This window comes from Streptomyces sp. NPDC001858, assembly GCF_053594615.1.
Genome location: NZ_JBSFEV010000018.1, coordinates 102832 through 121442, shown reverse-complemented (window position 1 = coordinate 121442; position 18611 = coordinate 102832). Strand labels below are relative to the sequence as shown.

Annotated in this window: 18 protein-coding genes; 12 read left to right on the top strand and 6 right to left on the bottom strand. The window is 71.5% G+C overall.

All coding sequences use genetic code 11. The features are described from left to right. Positions 1-100 precede the first annotated feature (100 nt). The 9 genes from ACWCPF_RS24535 to ACWCPF_RS24495 all read left to right on the top strand — a co-directional run bounded on the left by ACWCPF_RS24535 (position 101) and on the right by ACWCPF_RS24495 (position 8830). The gene (locus ACWCPF_RS24535; protein WP_451047214.1) at positions 101-1774 is read left to right on the top strand and encodes a GMC family oxidoreductase; all 1674 of its coding nucleotides are present in this window, start codon (positions 101-103) and stop codon (positions 1772-1774) included. Continuing rightward, positions 1771-2193, top strand: coding sequence for a GlcG/HbpS family heme-binding protein (locus ACWCPF_RS24530; protein WP_451047213.1), 423 nt, complete (start codon positions 1771-1773; stop codon positions 2191-2193). Before ACWCPF_RS24535 ends, ACWCPF_RS24530 begins: the two co-directional genes overlap by 4 nt. Before the next feature lie 156 nt (positions 2194-2349). Beyond that, positions 2350-3426 carry an amidohydrolase family protein gene (locus ACWCPF_RS24525; RefSeq protein WP_451047212.1) on the top strand — a complete coding sequence of 359 codons (1077 nt, stop codon included), beginning with the start codon at positions 2350-2352 and terminating at the stop codon, positions 3424-3426. After that, positions 3426-3827, top strand: a complete 402-nt coding sequence (locus ACWCPF_RS24520) for a metal-sulfur cluster assembly factor (RefSeq protein WP_451047211.1) — start codon at positions 3426-3428, stop codon at positions 3825-3827. The genes ACWCPF_RS24525 and ACWCPF_RS24520 overlap by 1 nt, the downstream gene beginning before the upstream one ends. Then, positions 3817-4809 (top strand): alpha/beta hydrolase fold domain-containing protein, encoded by a 993-nt coding sequence (locus ACWCPF_RS24515; RefSeq protein ID WP_451047210.1) that lies wholly within the window; start codon positions 3817-3819, stop codon positions 4807-4809. The genes ACWCPF_RS24520 and ACWCPF_RS24515 overlap by 11 nt, the downstream gene beginning before the upstream one ends. Then, a complete protein-coding gene (locus ACWCPF_RS24510) occupies positions 4802-5248 on the top strand; it encodes a hypothetical protein (RefSeq protein WP_451047209.1) in 447 nt (148 codons plus the stop codon). The genes ACWCPF_RS24515 and ACWCPF_RS24510 overlap by 8 nt, the downstream gene beginning before the upstream one ends. A gap of 12 nt (positions 5249-5260) precedes the next feature. Next, positions 5261-6850 (top strand): MFS transporter, encoded by a 1590-nt coding sequence (locus ACWCPF_RS24505; RefSeq protein WP_451047208.1) that lies wholly within the window; start codon positions 5261-5263, stop codon positions 6848-6850. Further along, positions 6847-7752 (top strand): dioxygenase family protein, encoded by a 906-nt coding sequence (locus tag ACWCPF_RS24500; protein WP_451047207.1) that lies wholly within the window; start codon positions 6847-6849, stop codon positions 7750-7752. The genes ACWCPF_RS24505 and ACWCPF_RS24500 overlap by 4 nt, the downstream gene beginning before the upstream one ends. 1 nt (position 7753) lies before the next feature. After that, positions 7754-8830 (top strand): maleylacetate reductase, encoded by a 1077-nt coding sequence (locus tag ACWCPF_RS24495; RefSeq protein ID WP_451047206.1) that lies wholly within the window; start codon positions 7754-7756, stop codon positions 8828-8830. A gap of 484 nt (positions 8831-9314) precedes the next feature. Here ACWCPF_RS24495 and ACWCPF_RS24490 read toward each other — a convergent pair whose 3' ends face one another. The 4 genes from ACWCPF_RS24490 to ACWCPF_RS24475 form a co-directional block, all read right to left on the bottom strand. After that, on the bottom strand, positions 9315-10442 hold the full coding sequence (locus tag ACWCPF_RS24490; RefSeq protein WP_451047205.1) for an ArnT family glycosyltransferase: 1128 nt from the start codon (positions 10440-10442) through the stop codon (positions 9315-9317). Then, positions 10439-10720 (bottom strand): hypothetical protein, encoded by a 282-nt coding sequence (locus ACWCPF_RS24485; protein WP_451047204.1) that lies wholly within the window; start codon positions 10718-10720, stop codon positions 10439-10441. The genes ACWCPF_RS24490 and ACWCPF_RS24485 overlap by 4 nt, the downstream gene beginning before the upstream one ends. A 48-nt stretch (positions 10721-10768) precedes the next feature. Continuing rightward, positions 10769-12043 (bottom strand): glycosyltransferase, encoded by a 1275-nt coding sequence (locus tag ACWCPF_RS24480; protein WP_451047203.1) that lies wholly within the window; start codon positions 12041-12043, stop codon positions 10769-10771. 203 nt (positions 12044-12246) lie between these two features. Further along, complete coding sequence (locus ACWCPF_RS24475) at positions 12247-13179, bottom strand: AraC family transcriptional regulator (protein ID WP_451047202.1); 933 nt, start codon at positions 13177-13179, stop codon at positions 12247-12249. 130 nt (positions 13180-13309) lie between these two features. On the opposite strand from ACWCPF_RS24475, the gene ACWCPF_RS24470 reads away from it, so the two are divergent. The 3 genes from ACWCPF_RS24470 (at position 13310) to ACWCPF_RS24460 (ending at position 16286) form a co-directional block, all read left to right on the top strand. Continuing rightward, the gene (locus ACWCPF_RS24470) at positions 13310-14092 is read left to right on the top strand and encodes an MBL fold metallo-hydrolase (RefSeq protein WP_451047201.1); all 783 of its coding nucleotides are present in this window, start codon (positions 13310-13312) and stop codon (positions 14090-14092) included. Between the two features lie 34 nt (positions 14093-14126). Beyond that, on the top strand, positions 14127-14873 hold the full coding sequence (locus tag ACWCPF_RS24465; protein ID WP_451047200.1) for an NAD(P)-dependent oxidoreductase: 747 nt from the start codon (positions 14127-14129) through the stop codon (positions 14871-14873). Between the two features lie 543 nt (positions 14874-15416). Beyond that, on the top strand, positions 15417-16286 hold the full coding sequence (locus ACWCPF_RS24460; protein WP_451047260.1) for a universal stress protein: 870 nt from the start codon (positions 15417-15419) through the stop codon (positions 16284-16286). Between the two features lie 573 nt (positions 16287-16859). Here the strand turns inward: ACWCPF_RS24460 and ykgO are convergent. Continuing rightward, positions 16860-16982: a type B 50S ribosomal protein L36 gene (gene ykgO / locus ACWCPF_RS24455; RefSeq protein ID WP_358807815.1), complete on the bottom strand. Its 123-nt coding sequence runs from the start codon at positions 16980-16982 to the stop codon at positions 16860-16862. A gap of 262 nt (positions 16983-17244) precedes the next feature. Beyond that, complete coding sequence (locus ACWCPF_RS24450; RefSeq protein ID WP_451047199.1) at positions 17245-18414, bottom strand: alpha/beta fold hydrolase; 1170 nt, start codon at positions 18412-18414, stop codon at positions 17245-17247. Between the last annotated feature and the right edge of the window lie 197 nt (positions 18415-18611).

Sequence of the window (18611 nt, the reverse complement as noted above, 5' to 3'; positions counted from 1 at the left end):
ACGCGCCGCGCGAGCGACTCCCTCCCCCTCGCTCCCCCACCCCGCCTCCACCGCGCGTTCGTCCACAGCCGAAGGAGACGATGATGTCTGGACCTTCCGTATGAGCACCGGGCACGACGCCGAGTACGACTACGTCGTCGTCGGCGCGGGCTCGGCCGGCTGCGTCCTCGCCACCCGCCTGTCCGCCGACACCGGGACACGCGTACTGCTGATCGAGGCCGGCCCGCCCGCGGATCGCAGCCTGCTGGTTCAACTCCCCGCCGGAGTCGGCCTGCTGTCCGGCCGCAAGGGGATCAGCTGGGGCTACGCATCCGAGCCCGAGCCGGGACTGGACGGCCGGAGCATCCCGGTCCCCCGCGGCCGGCTGGTCGGCGGGACCGGTTCGATCAACGGCTCGACCCATGTCCGCGCGCACCGCCTCGACTACGACGACTGGGTCAAGTCCGGTGCCACGGGCTGGGGCTGGGACGATCTGCTGCCCTACTTCCGCCGCGCGGAGAGCAGTTGGCGCGGCGACACCGAGCATCACGGCAGGTACGGCCCCGTCACCGTGTCGAGCTTCCACCGCCGGGGGCCCTTCGGGCAGCGGCTGGACCGCGCCGCCCGCTCGCTGGGCATCGAGTTCCCCGACGACACCCAGAGCGGTGACCCCACCGGCGCCGGCCAGAACGAGAACGCCCTGCGGCGAGGCCGACGCCACAGCACCGCGGCCGCCTATCTGCGCCCCGCGCTGCGCCGGCACCCTGATCTCACCCTGCTCACCGGGGTGCTGGTGGACACGGTCGTGCTGGAGCGGGGCCGTGCGACAGGCGTCCGGGTCGTCAAGGGCGGACGCAGCCGGGTGATCCGGGCGGCCCGCGAGGTCGTGCTCTGCGCCGGCACGTTCAACTCGCCGCAGCTGCTGATGCGTTCGGGCATCGGCCCGAGCGACCACCTGCGCGAGGCCGGCGTCGACACGGCGGTGGAGCTGCCCGCAGTCGGGGCCAACCTGCAGGATCATCCGGCCGCGCCGGTGCTGTTCGACGTCGGGGACCCGGTGACCTTCCACGAGCACCTGCGCGCGGACCGTCTGGTGCGCGACGCGCTCCGCTGGCTCGTCGCCGGGAGCGGTCCGCTGGCCCAGATGCCCGAGTTCCTGTCCGCCTACGTCCGCACCCGCCCCGAGCTGGACCGTCCCGACGGGTTCCTCGGCATCCTGGGCGGCGGCTTCGACGCCCGGCCCTGGTTCCCCGGCGTCCGGCCGCTGAAGAACCGCCACTGCGTGGCCCTCAACGCCGTCGGGACGCCCCGCAGCCGCGGCGAGGTCCGGCTGCGCTCCGCCGACCCGGCCGACGCTCCGCGCATCAGGTTCAACCTGCTCACCGAGCCCGAGGACGTCGTCGCCCTGCGGGAGACCGTCCGCACCACGCTGGCCATCCTGCGCAGCGCCGAGGTCGCTCCGATGATCAAGGCGGAACTCGCACCGGGCCCCGACGTGCGCACCGACGACGACTTCGAGCGCTATCTGCGCCAGAGCGGCTTCTCCGCCAACCACGCCTGCGGCACCTGCGCCATCGGCGTCTCCGAGGACGCCGTCGTCGACCCCGAGCTGCGGGTGCGCGGCATCGACGGACTGCGCGTGGTCGACGCGTCGGTGCTGCCGAACGTGCCCGGCGCGAACATCAACGCCACCGTCGTCGCCGTCGCCGAGAAGGCGTCCGACCTGATCCGCGGGATCCCGGCGGCCGGCTCCGACGCGAACGCCACCCCGCTCCGTGAAAGGACCGCAGGATGAGGGAGCCCCTGACCTACGCCCTCGCGCACGGTGCCGCCGAGGCCGCGCTGGAGGCCGCCCGGGCCGAGGGCCTGCGGATCTGCGTGGTCGTCGTCAACCGCAGCGGCGTCACCAAAGTGCTGCTCAGCGACGACGGGGTCGGCCCCATCGGGGTCGAGACGGCGCGCCGCAAGGCCTACACCGCCGCCGTCACCGGCCTGCCGACAGCGGCGTTCGCCGGGTTCGCCGCCTCGCCCGCCATGGCGGTCGCGCCCGTGCACCTCGTCGACGCCCAACTCCTCCCGGTGCCGGGCGGGGTGCCCATCACCGTGGACGACGGCGAGGTCATCGGCGCCCTGGGCGTCGGCGGAGCCGACGGCGACACCGACGACCGCCTCGCCGTTCAGGCGCTGAAGACCATCGCGGAGCTACTGGCGTAGGCGCTCCGCTGGAAGTGCCGCGATGTGCCGTCGTTTAGCTGCGGCGCCATCGTGGCCGGTCGCGCAGTTCCCCGCGCCCCTTCGGGGCGCTGCCGAACCGCAGCGGACTTCGCCCGACCCGCTCACAGCGAACACCACCAGGAGATGGAGCAGCACATGATCGACAACACCCTGATCGTCGAGGGCGTCGCGCACGACTACAACTTCCTGCCGGAGAACTGCGTCAACCCGGCGTTCGGCCGGGCGATCGGCGAGCACATGTACCGGCTGCACGCGAAGTGGGGCGGACCGGAGTACGCCGTCGCGAAGTCGGTCTACCTGGACCACGGCGCGGGCGCCGAGGCGATCGGCCGGGCGATCCTCGCCGAGAGCCAGACGGACGTCGTCGTCTACCACGAGACGCCGATCTACGGACACTTCCGCGACGGCGGTTCCGCGCTGTCCTCGGGGCTGGCGATGCGCGAGCTGTGGCCCGACCGGGTGCTGGTCTACGGCGCGGTGTCCCCGCTGCGGCCGGGCGCGGTGGACCGGGTCGACGAACTGGTCGACGAGCACCGGGTGAACGCCCTCAAGCTGTACCCGATCGACCTGGTCGAGGGCCGGGTCACCTCCCTGGACATGAGCAACCCGGAAGTCTGCTACCCGGTGTTCGAGCGGGCCCGGGAACGCGGCATCAAGGTGATCGGAATCCACAAGGCGCTCCCGGTCGGCCCCGGCCCGGCCCACGCCCTGCGCATCGACGACATCGAGGGCGCCGCGGCCGCGTTCCCCGACCTCACCTTCGAGGTGGTGCACGGCGGCCTGGCGTTCGTCGAGGAGACGGCGATGCTGATGGAGTGCGCCCCCAACGTGGTGGTCAACCTGGAGGTGACCTCCGCGCTGGCCCGCACCGCGCCGCGCCGCTTCGCCGAGGCCATGGGCGCCTTCCTCGCCGTACCGCACGGGGCCCAGCGCATCATCTGGGGCACCGGAGTCATCGCGGTCCATCCGCGCCCGATCATCGAGGCGTTCTGGAACTTCGAGACGCCTCAGGACCTGATCGAGGAACACGGCGTGGAGCCGCTGACCCTGGAGGCGAAGAAGGACATCCTGGGCCGCAACTTCCTGCGGCTGCACGGCATCGACGAGGACAAGCTGCGGGCCACGATCGCCGGTGACGAGTTCGACACCGACGAACTGGTCCCGGCCTGGGACCGCGGCCGACTGCTGGCCGAGTCCCCGGCGGTGGCGTGATGGGCGACATCGGCGAGGCCCGGGTCCGGGAAGTGCTCAACACGATCGTCGACCCGTGCAGCATCACCGCCGGCGTCCCGGCCGGGATGGACGACATGGGGCTGATCAGCGGCATAGAGGTCATCGACGACGGCGCGGGCGGTCAGCGGATCGGCGTGAAGTTCGGGCTCACCGACGCTACGTGCATGCTGCTGGGCGCCTTCGCCAACGAGGCACGCGAGCGGCTCGGCCGACTGCCCGGGGTCACCGGCGTCGAGGTCACGCTCGACACGGAGATGGAGTGGACGCCGGACATGCTCGCCCCGCACTACCAGCGGCGGCTCGCCGAGCACCGGACCGAGCGGCGTGCGAGGCTCCTGCCTCTGACGCCGGTCAGGACGGGCCGCGCCGATGCCCGGTGAGAACACACGACTCCCCGACCTGGCAGCCGTGTCGGCGAACAACGCCGCCGTCATGGGCCGTTTCATGGAAGGCCTCAGCCGGGCGCCGCGTCCCCCCGAGCGGATCGACGCGGCACCCGCCCGGGTGGTGCGTGACCTCGTGTACGGCGGCGGCCTGCGGATGGACCTGTATCTGCCGCCGTCCGCGCCGACGCACACGCCCACGCCCACGCCCATGCCGGTGATCGTGTGGCTGTCCGGCGGCGGCTGGCGCAGCCAACGGCGGGGCCAGGGACCCCGGTTGTCCCGCCTCTTCGCCGAACGCGGCTACGCCATGGCGGACATCGAGTACCGCTCCACCGCGGTCTCCCGCTGGCCGGCCCAACTGCACGACGTCCGCGCCGCGTTGCGCCACCTGCGGGACATCGCGGACGTGTACGCCCTCGATCCGTCCGCGATCGGGCTGTGGGGCAGTTCGGCCGGCGCACATCTCGCCCTGCTCGCCGCCTGCGCCGCCGACGCCGCGCCCGCCGTACGGGCCGTGGTGGCGGGCTATCCCCCGACGGACCTGCTGTCCCTGAACGACGACGCCCTGCCCGGCGGAGTCCTGGGCGTGGACCCGTCCGCCCCGGCGTGGGGTCTGCTCGGCGGACGTCCGTCGGACCGGGCCGCCACCGCCGCCGAGGCGAGCCCGGCCCGGCAGGTCCGTCCGGGTGTGCCGCCCGTGCTGCTGCTGCACGGCGACGCCGACCTGATCATCGGGCCCGCGCAGAGCCGTCGGCTCCACGACGCCCTGCTCGCCGCGGGCTCCGAGTCCCATCTGCTGCTGGTGCACGGCGCCGACCACGGCTTCCTCAACACCGGCGACTGGGAACTGCGCCCCAGGACGGCCACCGTGCGCTCCTCCCGTGCCCCGGACGCCGAAGGCTCCGTGCTGCTGACCCCCGCGCTGATCGAGCGCTTCTTCGACCGCCATCTGCGAACGGACCCCTGGAATGCCTGACACACCGCCGCGCCACGACGACGTCGGCCGCGCCCTGAGCCGTCTCGCCCTGGCCGCCGTCTTCGTCTCCGGAGGCCGCCAGGTGTGGCGGCACCCGGACGGCCCGGCCCAGGGCGCGGAGCCGTTCCTGAAGCGGTGCCGCCGTGCGGTGCCGCTCCTGGACCGGTTCACCGACCGTCAACTGGTCCGCGCCAACGCGGCCGTCCACGTCACCGCCGGAGCCGCCCTTGCGGCCGGCCTGGCCCCCGTGGCCGCCGCCGCGGCGCTGGCCGGCTCGTTGGCGCCCACGACCGTCGCGGCCTTCCCGTTCTGGACCCAGCCGCAGGGCCCGCAACGCGCCCGCCAGCAGGGCGACTTCCTCAAGAACCTCGCTCTGGCCGGCGGCCTGCTCGCGGTCGTCGTCGACCACGGGCGACGCGCGCGGCGCCCGCTCAGGTAGGCGGCCGTCAGCGTGACCAGCCTCCCCGCACCGGACGCCCCGGACGCCCCGGAAGAACATCACCCGCTCACGGCAGGCACCGAGGTCGGGGCGCGCGCCGTCCCAGTCGCCCCGCCTCGCGGGACGCGCGGCGTCCTGCTGGTGATGTGCGGCTGCGTGATGGCCGTCCAGTCGCTCGTCGCCGCCATCAACCTCGCGATACCCAAGCTGTCGTCGAGCGGCCTGCACCCGTCGCCCACCCAACTGCTGTGGATCGTCGACTCCTACGTCATCGTCTTCGCGGCGCTGCTGGTCCCCGCCGGGGCCTTGGGGGACCGACTCGGCCGCAAGGGCGCGCTGCTGAGCGGTCTCGGGCTGCTCGCCGCGGGCAGCGCCGTGTCGGCGCTCGCGCCGGACGTGGCCCTGCTGCTCACCGGGCGAGCCCTGGCCGGGGCCGGCGCCGCGCTGCTGATGCCGGCCTCCATGTCCCTGCTGCTGCACGGCGTTCCCGCCGGGCGGCGGGCCACCGCCGTCGCCGTCTGGGGGGCTGCCCAGCCCGTAGGAGGCGCCCTGGGCAACGCGGGTGGCGCGCTGATCCTGCAGTACCTGCCCTGGCCCGCGCTCTTCTGGGTCTACGTGCCCCTCGCCGCCGTCCTGCTGGCGGCTGCGGCACTCGTCGCGCCGCGCCCCGCCCGCACGTCGACCGGAGTCGACGCTCCGGGCTCGGCCCTGCTCGTCACGGGATCCGTCGCCCTGCTGTTCGGCATCATCGAGGGCCCGGCACGCGGCTGGACCTCGGGCGCCGCCCTGGCCGCCTTCGCGGCCGCCGCCGTCGCGCTGACCGGCTTCGTCCTGACCGAACTGCGCACCGCGCGGCCCGTCCTGGACCCCCGGCTCTTCCGTGTGCGAGCGGTGCGCTCGGGAGCGGTGGGGGTGACCGCCGTCTTCTTCGGCATGTTCGCCCTCTTCTACGTCAACGCCCAGTTCCTCCAGTACGGCCTGGGCTACTCCCCGCTGCTGGCGGGGTTCGCAGGGCTGCCGCTCGCGGCCGGAATCGTCGTGGCCACCCGGATCGGCCTGCGCACGACCGACCGCTGGGGCGCCCGCCGTACCGTCTGCACAGGGCTGCTGCTCATCGCCGCCGGGCTGCTCCTGCTGTCCACGGCGACCATCACCACACCCTTCAGCGTGCTCACCGCGTACACCCTGGTCGCGGCGCTCGGCAACGGCCTGGCCCTCCCCGCGCTCTCGCACGCCGTCGTCACGGGGCTCCCACCGCACCGCCTGGGGGTCGGGTCGGGACTCAACAGCGCCGCAAGGGAGTTCGGCAGCGCGCTCGGTGTCGCCGTGGTCGGCACGGCCATCGCCACCGGCTTCTCCGACCGGCTCCCGAGGGCGCTCGGGGGCGCGGGCACGACGCCGGCCGAGGCGTTCGCCGCCACGCGGGGCGCCGAGGCCCGGACGGCCGTCGCGGAGTCGTTCTCCCATGCCGTCGCCCTCGGCTACCGCGTCACCGCGGGCGTCGTGCTCGTGCTCACCGTCGTGGTCGTCGCGGGCATGCGTCCCACCCGCATCAGAGAGAACCCCACATCCATGCCGACGGCAGGAGGAACCTCAGCATGACCACCACCGCTCCCGCGGTCCCGGACCGGCAGCGCGCGGTCGAGGACGAGCTCGTCCGGACCGTACTCGCGTCGTTCCGCAGCACCCCGGATCCGCGTCTCAAAGAGTTGACGCAGGCCCTCGTACGCCACCTGCACTCCTTCATCCGCGAGGTCCGCCTGACCGAGGCCGAATGGCAGCACGCCATCGACTTCCTCACCGCCACCGGCCACATCACCACCGACCGCCGCCAGGAATTCGTGCTGCTGTCCGACGTCCTCGGCGCCTCCATGCAGACCATCAACGTCAACCACGAGGCCACCACCGGCGCCACCGAAGCCACCGTGGTCGGCCCGTTCTTCGTGGCGGACTCCCCCGAGATCCCCCGGGGCGGCGACCTGGCCGCCGGCGCCCCGGGAGAGCCCTGCTGGGTGGAGGGCACGGTCACCGACACCGACGGCAACCCCGTGCCCGGCGCACGCCTCGACGTATGGGAAGCGGACGAGGACGGCTTCTACGACGTTCAGTACGACGACGGCCACCTGGCGGGCCGAGCCCATCTGTACAGCGACGACACGGGCGGCTACGCGTTCTGGGGCCTGACCCCGACGCCGTACCCCATCCCCCACGACGGTCCCGTCGGCCGCCTGCTCGACCGGACGGGCCGCTCTCCGATGCGCGCCTCCCACCTGCACTTCAAGGCCACCGCCCCGGGACTGCGCACCCTCGTCACCCATATCTTCGTCGCCGGCGACGAACTGCTGGACTCCGACGCCGTCTTCGGCGTCAAACCGTCCCTCGTCAAGCCGTTCGAGCGACAGCCGGCCGGCACGCCGACCCCCGACGGACGCGATCTGTCCGGGCGGAGCTGGTCCCGGGTGCGCTTCGACATCGTGCTCGCACGAACCCGAGGAGAGGGCTGACGTGCGATTCGAGCATGAGACGCTGCCCCAGCGCGTCTGCTTCGCACCCGGCGAAGCCGCGGCGACGGTGCGCACCGAGGCCGAACGGCTGGGCGCCTCACGGGTGATGGTGATCGCCTCGCCGGCCGAGGCGGACCTGGCCGCGAAGGTCACCGCGGAGGTGCCGGTCGTGCACCGGCACGACGAGGTGGTGATGCATGTTCCGGTCGCCTCGGCGGAGCGGGCGCGCGCCGCGGCAGCCGCGCACGAGGTGGATCTCCTGGTGTGCGTCGGCGGGGGTTCGACGACCGGTCTCGCGAAGGCGGTCGCGCTGACCACCGGGATCCCGATCCTGGCCGTTCCCACGACGTACGCGGGATCGGAGGCCACCAGCGTCTGGGGACTGACCGAAGGCGCACGCAAGACCACCGGCGTGGACGCGCGGGTGCTGCCGCGTTCGATCGTGTACGACGCGACCTTGACGCTGTCGTTGCCGACGGCGCTGAGCGTCGCCTCGGGGCTGAACGCGCTGGCGCACTGCGTGGACTCCCTGTGGGCGCCGCGCACCGATCCGGTGGACCGGGCGCTGGCGGGCGAGGGCATCCGGGCGCTCGCGACCGGGCTGCCGGCGGTGGTGGCCGATCCAGGGGGACTGGACGGCCGTGAGCAGGTCCTGTACGGGGCCTATCTGTCGGCGGTGGCGTTCTCGTCGGCGGGGTCGGGGCTGCATCACAAGATCTGTCATGTGCTCGGGGGCCGATACGACCTGCCGCACGCCCAGACGCACGCGGTCGTACTGCCGTACGTCCTCGCGTTCAACGCACCCGCCGCACCGCAGGCCGAACGCCGGATCGCCGACGCGTTCGGCGACACGTCGGCGCTGGAAGGTCTGCAGCGGCTGCGCGGCGCGGTGGATGCGCCGAAGGCGCTGCGCGACCACGGGTTCGACGAGTCCGACATCGACGACGCCGTGCCCGTGATCCTGGAAGCGGTCCCGGCGAACAATCCGCGCCCGGTGACTCCGGACAGCCTGCGACGGCTGCTCCGAGCCGCATGGCAGGGCGCGGACCCGCACACCATGGACGGCCAGCAGGACTAGGACCGTGTCCTACGCAGGGACATCGGAATGAGCGAGTAGATGATCAAGATGATGGGCCTCGGTCTCGCCTCGGCCGTCTTCTTCGACGCGTCCCTCGCCCGTATGACCATCATCCCGGCCCTGCTCTGACCGCCTGCTCTCGTACGGAGCGGTAGGCCACGAGCGGCATCGGAGATGCTGGAGAGACGGGCGACACCAAGGGACACGGCTGAGAGACACATGATGATCAGCGACTGGCGCAACAAAGCGCACCGCCATCCACGTGCGGCGGACGGCGCCCTGGCCCTGGCCGCCTTCGCCATGGGCGTCATCGGGAGCGCCCTGCCCCCCGACAGCCCCACGCAACTGAGAGCGCCGGACACCCTCGTGGTGGTGACCGGCGCCATAGGGGCGGCCTCCCTGTTCCTGCACCGCGATCACCCGCGGCTGACGGCGGCGCTCACCACGATGTGCGCGCTTGTTCTGGCACTCGCGGGCAACCAGCTCAACCCCCTGCTCCGACCAGCGCCAGTCGCGGCTTCAGCGTCGCGGCCGTCAGCAGCCCTGCGGCGACCAGCCCCAGCACGAGCACCACCCAGGCCAGCCACCCGTGCCAGGACGGAACCCGGTGAATCACGGTCACGGCCCATGCCATGGTCATGAGTACGGTCCCGGCACCCACCGGCAGCGCCCAGCGCGCCCCGGCCCGGTGCGCCCGCACCAGCGCGATGACCAGACCGGCCGTCAACGCGGCGATGGCCGGGGCGAGTTGGGTCGTGTAATACGGGTGGAACGTGCCCTCCTGAGTGGAGAACACCAGCCCGCACACCACCAGCCAGGTCCCCCACAACACCCACCCGGAGCCCGGCAGTGCCTCGCCCGCCGAGCTGCTTCCACGCCGGCGCAGCACCGCGCCGACCACAGCGACGATCAGCGCCACCGCGCTCACCGGCAGCAGCCAACTGATCTGGCCGGCCACCTGGTCGTTGAACAGCCTCAGCAGCCCCGCCTCGCCGCCGAAGGCACCGCCGATGCTGCCCATGCCGCCGCTGCCCGCACTCTCACCGAAGATCCTGCCGAGCCCGTTGTAACCGGTCACCAGGTCCCAGGCTCCGCCGTCGGTGCTGCCGCCGACGTACGGCTGCTCCCCCGGCCACCAGGCCACCATCGCCACCCACCACAGCGAGGAGACGGCACCCACAGCACCGGCGATCAGCAGCCGTCCGACCCGTACGAGCCAGGTGCCGGTCGCGCCCACCAACCAGGCCGCGGCGAGCGCCGGCAGCACCATCCAGGCCGCCATCATCTTCGTGAGGAAGCCGCAACCGATCAGGAACCCGCTCGCGCACAGCCACCACGTGCCGTGCGGGCCCGACTCGGACTGCAGAGCGCGCGTCAGCGCGTAGGCGGCGAGGACCAGGAAGAGCACCAACAGCGTGTCGGGATTGTTGTCCCGGTTGATGGCCACGGTGATCGGGGTCAGGGTCATCACCAAGGCGGCGAGGAGCGCAGTGCCCTCACCGGCCCAGCGACGGACGGTGCGATGCAGTACGAAGACCGCGGCCACGCCCTCCACCACCTGGGGCAGGAGAAGTGACCATCCGTGCAGGCCGAAGATCTTGCTGCTGATCACTTGTGGCCAGAGCGCGGCCGGGGCCTGTCGACCGTGACGACTCCGGCCGGGTCGAAGGCGCCGAACAGGAAGTTCGTCCAGCTCCGGCCCATCGACTTCACGGCGGCCGAGTAGTAGGTGTTGCCCCAGCCGAGAGAGCCGAGGGCCCAGCCGTAGAGCAGCGCGGACAGCACGAGGATCACGCCCAGCGTGATCGGGGCCGCCCGACGCGGCAAGGCGCGGCTGACAGACGGAAGGCGCGTGACGGTGCCCGACTGCGCCTCGGTGGTGTGAGTCACGGGGAGATTCGCTCTCAGGTCTCGGGTCTCGGGTCTCGGGAGGGGGGTTCAGGACGCGCGGCGGAACACGGCCAGCCGCAGCACCAGGAAGCGGATGCCGGTCACCAGGACCGAGGAGACGGCCAGCACGAGGGTTTCGGCAGCCGCCGACGCGTCCGGCACTGCCTCTCGGAAGAGCAGGACGGCGGCCGAGGTGACGAGGTAGCCGACGACGAACAGCGCGCCCGCGCCCAGGTGGGCGCGCCCGACGCCGATGCCGTCCGCCGAGTAGCGGAAGGTGAGTCGGCGGTTCGCCTCGGTGTTGAGGAGCGTGAGCACCAGCAGGGAGACGAAGTTGGCGAGGGCGGGCTGCCACCAGCCGCGCAACAGCCAGTACAGCAGCGCCTGTCCGGCCGTCGAAGCGAGGCCGATGACCGCGAAGCGGGCGATCTGCCAGGTGAGTTGGGAACGGTCCGTGTCCGGGGCCAGGACCGCATCGGGGTGCTCGGCGGCCGGTCGCGGACGGGCCGGAACGGGGACGCGAGCGGCGCCGGACGCCTTGAGCCGGGCCATCCGCCACAGGCCTTTGATGTCGTCGGCCGCGGTGCCGACGACGTCGACGCGCGTGTCGACGTCCTCCACCCAGTCGACGGGGACCTCGTGGATGCGCAGTCCGTTGTGCTCGGCGAGCAGCAGCAGTTCGGTGTCGAAGAACCAGGCGTCGTCCTGGGTCTTCGACAGCAGCGGGCGCAGCACCTCGGTGCGGGCGGCCTTGAATCCGCACTGGGCGTCGCTGAAGCGGGCACCGTGGGTGAGCCGGATGAGGGCGTTGTAGCAGCGGGAGATCAGCTCACGGCGCGGGCCGCGCACGGTACGTGCGCCGGAGGCGAGGCGGCTGCCGATGGCCAGGTCGGAGTGCCCGCTGGCCAGGGGGGCGATGAGTGGCAGCAGCCCGTCCAGGCCGGTGGACAGGTCGACGTCCATGTAGACGACGATCTCGGCGTCGCTCGTCCCCCAGACGGTGCGCAGCGCGAGGCCACGCCCCTTGCGTTCCAGGTGGACGACTCCGACGCCGGGCAACTCCTCGGAGAGTTCCCTGGCCACGGCGAGGGTGCGGTCGACACTGGCGTTGTCCGCCACGGTGATCCGCCAGGGGTACGGCAACTCGTCGCGAAGTCGCGCGTGCAGGGTCCGGATACAGCCGGGCAGGGCCCGTTCCTCGTTGTAGACCGGGATGACGATCTCGACGGTCGGCGTGCGCGTTGCGGCCGGCTCCGCGGCGTCGGCCGGTGTCGGCAGCTGGAAGCTCCGAGCGGTACGCAAGCCACTGAACGTTTGCGTCATGGGTTCCTCGACTGATGGGGGTCGGTGGGGGCGGCTCCCGTGCACACCCGCGTCCTTGCGGCGCGCTGGTCGACTCTGACCTGTGCCGCAGGGGAAACACGGGGAGTCAGCCGGGAACTGACGGAGAGTCCGCTGTCAGCGCCTTCGCCGGCAGGCGGCGCGGCACCTCGCCGATACTTGCGACAGAAGCTGGGAGGACGAGGTCAGCGGCCCGAGAACCCACCGAGAGAGCCCTGTGCGCCCGTCCCGACCCCGTGGATGCCGCGGAAGGCGCCAGGCGTCGTCCCCGTGTGGCGGGTGAAGAACTTGCCGAAGTTGGTGGGTTCGGAGAAGCCGAGGCGGCGGGCGATGACCGCGACCGGCTCGTCGGTGTGGGCGAGCAGCCGCTGGGCCTGGAGGGCGACACGGGCGTCGATGACCTGTTTGACGGTCTGCCCGGTCGCGGCGAGGCAGGCGCGGGTGAGGGTCTTCACGGTATAGCCGAGACGGTGGGCGTAGTCCTCGGCGCGGCGGGTGGTCGCGTAGGAGCGTTCCAGTTCCGCGCGGAAGCGGGCGTAGACCTCGCCGCCCGCGTGCCGGTCACCGCTCGTCCCCGGCTGCGGCAGTCGGTCGATGTGCAACAGGACGGTGGCCAGCAGGAGTTGGAGGATCTCCTGCGAGGCGGTGCCGTCCGGGCGCGTGAACTCGGCGCGCAGCCTGGCCAGCAGGGCGGACAGGGTCGCGTAGTCGTGGCCTGTGTCCAGCTGCCGGCAGACAGGGCCGTACCACCCGTGCACGAGGCGGTCTGTGCCGGCCAGGCTCGGTGGGAAGGAGGGGGTGAACAGCAGGTGGGTGCCCTGCATGGTGCCGGGGCGGCCGAAGCGCTGGACCTGGCCGGGGCGGATCCACAGCAGTGTGCCGGGACGGCAGGGGTAGGTGACGAAGTCGACGGCGTGTTCCCCGCTGCCCTCGGTGATCAGGGTGACGGTGTGGAAGTCGACGCGGTGGACGCGCTGGAGGCCGCCGTCGCCCATCCGCTCGTGCAGGCTCGCCAGCTCGATCAGCTCGAACCCTTCGACCGGGGCGGCGGGAGGGTTGAAGGAGAAGCCCGGGATCGGCCCGTCACGGGTGGTGGCGGCGACTTCGGAGGCCGACATGGGAGACCTCACTCATGTCCGTCTTTGACCATCAGGTGTCTTCAGCGTATCTCGCACGGCCCTGGCTCACGGGCGACAGTGGAACCCATGGCGGTTGTTCGGATGCCGCACGACCAGGGAGAAGAGCAACATGAACGGCACTGTCACGGTCATCGACAAGGGCACCGTCCGCGTGCACAGCTACATGGCACCGGACGACAGTCTGAATGTCACCACCCAGCTGATCGAGACTCCGGCCCGGATCGTGGCCGTCGACGCGCAGTATGCGCTGGGGTACGCCGACGAGGTCGTCGCCTACGCCAAGGAACTGGGCAAGCCGATCGACCGGCTGATCATCACCCATGCCCACCCCGACCACTTCCACGGCGCGGCCCGCTTCGGAGCGCCCGTGCACGCGCTGCCTGCCGTGCGCGATCAGATCGCCGCGCAGGGGGACGCCCAGGACCCGACCGGCACGCTCATCCCGGTCGCCGACGTCACGCCGACCGTGGAGATCAGCCCGGGTACCGAGGTCATCGACGGCGTCCCGTTCGTCTACCAGGCCATGGCGGGCGGCGAGGCGGCCGACGAGCTTGTCATCGGGCTGCCCGAGCATGGCGTCCTCGTCGCCCAGGACCTCGTGTACCACGCCACCCATCTGTTCCTGGGCAACAACGACATCGACGGCTGGCAGAAGGCCCTCGACACCCTGACAGCCGCCACCTCGTACGACACGATCCTGGCGGGGCACGGTCTGCCCGCCAAGCCGGCCGTCTACACCGAGCTGCGCGGCTACCTGACCGCCGCGCGCGAATTGCTCGCCGACGACGGTGAGGCGTACAAGAAGGCGATCGTGGAGCGCTACCCGTCCTACGGCGGCCCGTTCCTGATCGACATCGGCAACCAGTACCTCTTCGGCGCGCAGGGCGCCTGATCTGCCGTACCCGACAGGAAAGAGAACGAGGACGATGAGCAGGATCGTGGTGTTCGGAGCCGCGGGAAAGGCCGGTTCGCGTGTCGTCGCCGAGGCCGCCGCACGGGGGCACGAGGTCACCTCGGTGGCCCGGGATCTCACCCGGATCGGCTCGGTGCCCAGTGGCGTGCGGGCGGTGTCGGGCGATGTCACCGACGCCGGGACGGTAGCTGACCTGGCCAAGGACGCGGACGCGCTGGTGCTGACCGTCGGCGGGCCGGACGCCCGTCTGTACACCCACGCCGTTGCCACTGTCGTCGCGGCAGTGCGTGCCCTGGGTCCGGCCGGCCCGCGCATCGTGCACATGGGCGGTGGCGCGAGCCTCCTCAACGACGAGGGTGTGCGCTTCTTCGACGCTCCCGGTTTCCCCGAGGAGTTCAAGCCCCACGCAGCCGGCCAGATCCAGGCCCTCGACGCCTACCTCGCCCTCGGCGACGACGTCACCTGGACATACCTCTCCCCGCCGCCCGTGCACTTCGCCCCAGGCGCACGCACCGGCGCCTACCGCAGCGGCCTCGACCATCCGGTCACCGGCGACGACGGCCAAGCTCGCGTCACCTACGAGGACTACGCCGTGGCCCTTGTGGACGAGATCGAGAACCCACGACACCTCAACCGCCGCTTCACGATCGGTCACCATGTCCGTACCGATGGAGCCGCCGACCTGTTGCATGTTGTTGACGGTGGCGGAGGCGACACCCGCGTCGTGGGTGTCCACACCTTGGACGGCCAGGCTTCCTGATCCGGAACTGTCCGAGCAGGGGACAGCAGTCGTCGTCGTTTCGCACGTTCTACCCCTGTGCTGCGAGGTCACCCACCAGGTTCCACCAGGACGAGGGTGACGGCCGCCCACATGCCCACCACCATGACCATGGCCAGCGGCCCGACGAGCCCGACCACGCGGCCGGGCGAGCCGCCGGAGTGCCGTCATCACGAGGCGGCTCAGCCCACCGCGGCGCGCCATATGACAGAGCGCGAGGGAAATGTCCCGCAGAGCGACTAATACGAGGCCGGCACCGAGCACCGAGCAGCGAGACCAACCATTTCATCTGCGTCTCCCACGGCCTGTCGCGTGACGTGGAACCCCGCGCATGGAGCTTTGGACCCGCCGACGCCGTCCCTCCGCCGCGGCTCCACATGCGCCGAGGAGGGGATTGAGGTACTCCTCGAAGGAGAGCAGTACCGCGGTCGGCATGCCTGCGACGTCCGGAGCATGCACGCCATCGGAGTCGTTCAGCGTGATCCACCGTCGTATCCAGCTTCGTACGAGACGGAGGCCGCCGCCATGCAACCAGTCGTCACCGTGGGCCTCGACGGTTCACCCGGAAGCCTCACGGCTGCCCGGTGGGCCGCCGACGAGGCCGAGAAGCGCAGACTCACGCTGCGCCTGCTGCACGCGTGGCCCATGCTCGCGCCGGAACCGGCCGGCGTTCCCTCGGAAGTCGATCAGAACTACTGGGCCAAGCGCCTCGTCCACACCGCGCAAGCCGAGTTGCAGGCCCACCACCCGAACCTGACCGTAGTCGGGAACCTGGTCGCCGATGACGCCCAGGAGGCGCTGCTCCATGCGGCCTCCGATTCCGAGATGCTCGTGCTCGGTTCGCATGGGCTGGGGTCCATCGCGAGCTACTTCATGGGCGACGTCAGCATGCCGGTCGTGGCACGGGCCGAGCGGCCGGTGGTGGTGGTTCGCGCCGAAACCCGGGACGAGGGAACTGCCTCCGCGCCTGCCGGTCGCGTGGTGGTGGCGTTGAAACTGCGCGAATCCTGCGACGAGGTAATCGACTTCGCGTTCCACAGCGCCGCCGCCAGGGGTGTTCCCCTCCTGGCCGTCCACGGCCGAAGCGTGCCGCTCCACGCGCGCACCCCCTGGGGAGTGGACCACCACGTCAGCGAGGAAATGACGAAGGACGCGCGTGAGGAGCTGGGCAGGGTCCTGCGCCCGTGGCAGCAGAAGTACCCGCAGGTGGACGTGACCGACGGCATCCGTCTCGCGAGCCCCGCCAAGGCCGTCCTGCATGCCTCCGAAGGGGCCACGCTCCTGGTCGTCGGCCGTCGCACTCACCGGCACGGTGTGACACCCCACCTGAGTCCCGTCGCCCACGCCGCCCTCCATCACGGACACTGCCCCATCGCCGTCGTCCCCCATGAGTGAGCCCGGCCACCCCGACGAGCAGGCCCCGAGCGCGAGGTCAAATAGCCGGTGAACCTTGCCGCCCGACCGACGTCTGTCCCGTCTCGTACGCAATGGGGCCGCCTGGACAACGTCCTCCGGGCCCTCCCCGGCACCTTGCCGTGCGGCACGCGGACGCGCCCCACGGTCCGGAGGTGGACGCAGAAGGCACACGGGCCGCCCTGTCGTCGCGGTGGGAGGCGAGCTTCACGACCAGCTCGCCGAGGACGTCTTCTGCCTGGAGCTCGACGGTCTGAACGCCGCCGGTGACTGTGACGGCGAGTGGGTTCCGTGGCGGTCGACGATCAGGTGGTACTTGGAGCCCGTTCCCGCAGGTCGTCGGGAACACCCCATCCTGACGATCAGTTAGCTACGCCGACTGATCGTCAGGAGTTGAGCAAAGCCGCCTGAACAGCTGCTGAGACCAAGGGCTCGAGTGAAAGGCTGAACCACCGCCGACTCACGTAGGTTCGGGAACCGGCAGGCAAGACTGCCGCAAGGTCGGGATCTCTCACTCCGGGCCCGAGCTGCCACGAGGCCCTGTTCAGGCGTATGTCAGCCCTGGCGGGCCTTCATGCGCGGGTCGCGCTTGTTGACCACGAAGGTGCGTCCGCGACGGCGGACGACCTGGGCTCCCGGCTTCGCCTTGAGCGCGCGCAGCGAGTTGCGGACCTTCATATGGACCCTGGCCTTCCTGAGTCGCCGACTGAATGTGGTCACGTCAACATGAGAAGGGGGTGCGCTATTCCGCTGGCGTGCCGGAGGCTGGGAAGGCGTCGCGCCGTGCTCCTTGCTGATCGTGACCAGCGGACCGCTGGACTCGGCTCTCGGGCCAGGGACCCGTCCACGTCCCGACCAATAGCATTTGGGGGTCGGCAAGGCTGGGCCGGAATTTCGCCCCCGCCAAAAGCACGATGCTCGGACCTCGGGCGCAACCGGATCAGAACGGCTTCGCCGCCCCCGGCCCGCGCTCGTCCGGATGGTCCGCGTGGTCCAGGTCGTTCAGCAGCGAGTCCACCACCTGCACGACGAAATCGGGTACGCGATCCGGGAAGTCGTGGCCGGTTCCCTCTGGGGTGTATATCCTCCGCCCGCTGCTGGAAGCTGCGAGAAACCGTTCTCTCACGGTGAGGAAGAAGTGCCGCAGCCGGGCGCTCTCCTCCGGATCGTCGACCGCGTCGAAGATCTCGCCACCGCCCGTCAGATCGCGTGGCGCCACGAGGAGGAGGGGCAGCGAGCCGAGCTCGCCGTCGTGTACGGCCGTCTGCCAGCCGTCTCTGGTGATGCCGTCCGGCGACAGCTCTCGCAGGATCGATGCCGCCGCGCAGCTCGCCTTGGTCCTGAGCTCGATCATGGTGAGAACCCGCGTCGGGTCGTCGGAGGCGGGTGTCTCCTTCTTGTCCGCGAGAGGGTGGAGACCGAAGAGGTGGCGCAGCGCGAGGGCGCTCTGGTCCCTCGGGGCACGTCGTAAGCCCGGAAGCGCCGGGCCGAAGGCGACGGCGTCGGGCGGGGTGGGATCGAGCAGCACCAGTCCGGCCACCAGGTCGGGGCGGCGCCTGGCGGCGTTGGCCATGAGCAGCCCCCCGAACGAGTGCCCCACAAAGACGTAGGGCCCCTTCTCACCGGCCCGTTCCAGCGCCGTGAGCAGTTCGACGGCTTCTGTCGCCGTCGTGCGCGGGAACGGGCCCGGGTCGCTCCAGCCGGACCCCGGACGGTCCACCAGGACGGAACGCATCTGTTCCCGCGCCAGCGCGTGCAGCCGGTACACGGCGTACCCCCCGGTATGGCCGCCCGGCATCCAGACCACCGTGGGTCTCGCTCCGCCGTCTCCCTCGGCCAGGACATGCATGTGGTGGCCGCCCACGTCGACCATGCGTCCGGGCGGCGGATACCGCACCCGTATCCGGCTCACATGCAGCAGATGGCGGACCGACCCGAGACCGAGTGCGAGGGCCACGGCCCACAGCACACCGCCGAGAATCCGCCGGCCGGTCCCCCTGGATACACACCGCGCACCCGCGGCCGCCGGCAGCAGAGCGATGCCCAGCCCGGCCCAGTCCCGGCTGAGCAGCCGGAGTATCGCGTCGGCGGCACGTGTTCCCGGTCGCATGGTCCCTTCTCCGTCCCGGCCTTCGCGGCCGCTGCCGGGGACATCGCACGGCTCAGCGACCGGTACGACCATCGTCCCCTGGGAACCCCGAGGGCGCCATGCGCGGTGCCGGGCCGGCCCCGCCTTCCGTCTCACAGCCGGGCAGGCAGCCGCCGACGTCCTGCGGACCCTGCCAGGAACCGACCGCGCACAGTCCG

Excerpts from the sequence above, each read along its gene's own strand:
- ACWCPF_RS24500 (WP_451047207.1), top strand. The coding sequence starts at position 6,847 with ATGACCACCACCGCTCCCGCGGTCCCGGACCGGCAGCGCGCGGTCGAG.
- ACWCPF_RS24470 (WP_451047201.1), top strand. The coding sequence starts at position 13,310 with ATGAACGGCACTGTCACGGTCATCGACAAGGGCACCGTCCGCGTGCAC.
- ACWCPF_RS24460 (WP_451047260.1), top strand. The coding sequence starts at position 15,417 with ATGCAACCAGTCGTCACCGTGGGCCTCGACGGTTCACCCGGAAGCCTC.
- ACWCPF_RS24465 (WP_451047200.1), top strand. The coding sequence starts at position 14,127 with ATGAGCAGGATCGTGGTGTTCGGAGCCGCGGGAAAGGCCGGTTCGCGT.
- ACWCPF_RS24450 (WP_451047199.1), bottom strand. The coding sequence starts at position 18,414 with ATGCGACCGGGAACACGTGCCGCCGACGCGATACTCCGGCTGCTCAGC.
- ACWCPF_RS24530 (WP_451047213.1), top strand. The coding sequence starts at position 1,771 with ATGAGGGAGCCCCTGACCTACGCCCTCGCGCACGGTGCCGCCGAGGCC.
- ACWCPF_RS24535 (WP_451047214.1), top strand. The coding sequence starts at position 101 with ATGAGCACCGGGCACGACGCCGAGTACGACTACGTCGTCGTCGGCGCG.
- ykgO (WP_358807815.1), bottom strand. The coding sequence starts at position 16,982 with ATGAAGGTCCGCAACTCGCTGCGCGCGCTCAAGGCGAAGCCGGGAGCC.
- ACWCPF_RS24510 (WP_451047209.1), top strand. The coding sequence starts at position 4,802 with ATGCCTGACACACCGCCGCGCCACGACGACGTCGGCCGCGCCCTGAGC.
- ACWCPF_RS24515 (WP_451047210.1), top strand. The coding sequence starts at position 3,817 with ATGCCCGGTGAGAACACACGACTCCCCGACCTGGCAGCCGTGTCGGCG.
- ACWCPF_RS24475 (WP_451047202.1), bottom strand. The coding sequence starts at position 13,179 with ATGTCGGCCTCCGAAGTCGCCGCCACCACCCGTGACGGGCCGATCCCG.
- ACWCPF_RS24480 (WP_451047203.1), bottom strand. The coding sequence starts at position 12,043 with ATGACGCAAACGTTCAGTGGCTTGCGTACCGCTCGGAGCTTCCAGCTG.
- ACWCPF_RS24520 (WP_451047211.1), top strand. The coding sequence starts at position 3,426 with ATGGGCGACATCGGCGAGGCCCGGGTCCGGGAAGTGCTCAACACGATC.
- ACWCPF_RS24525 (WP_451047212.1), top strand. The coding sequence starts at position 2,350 with ATGATCGACAACACCCTGATCGTCGAGGGCGTCGCGCACGACTACAAC.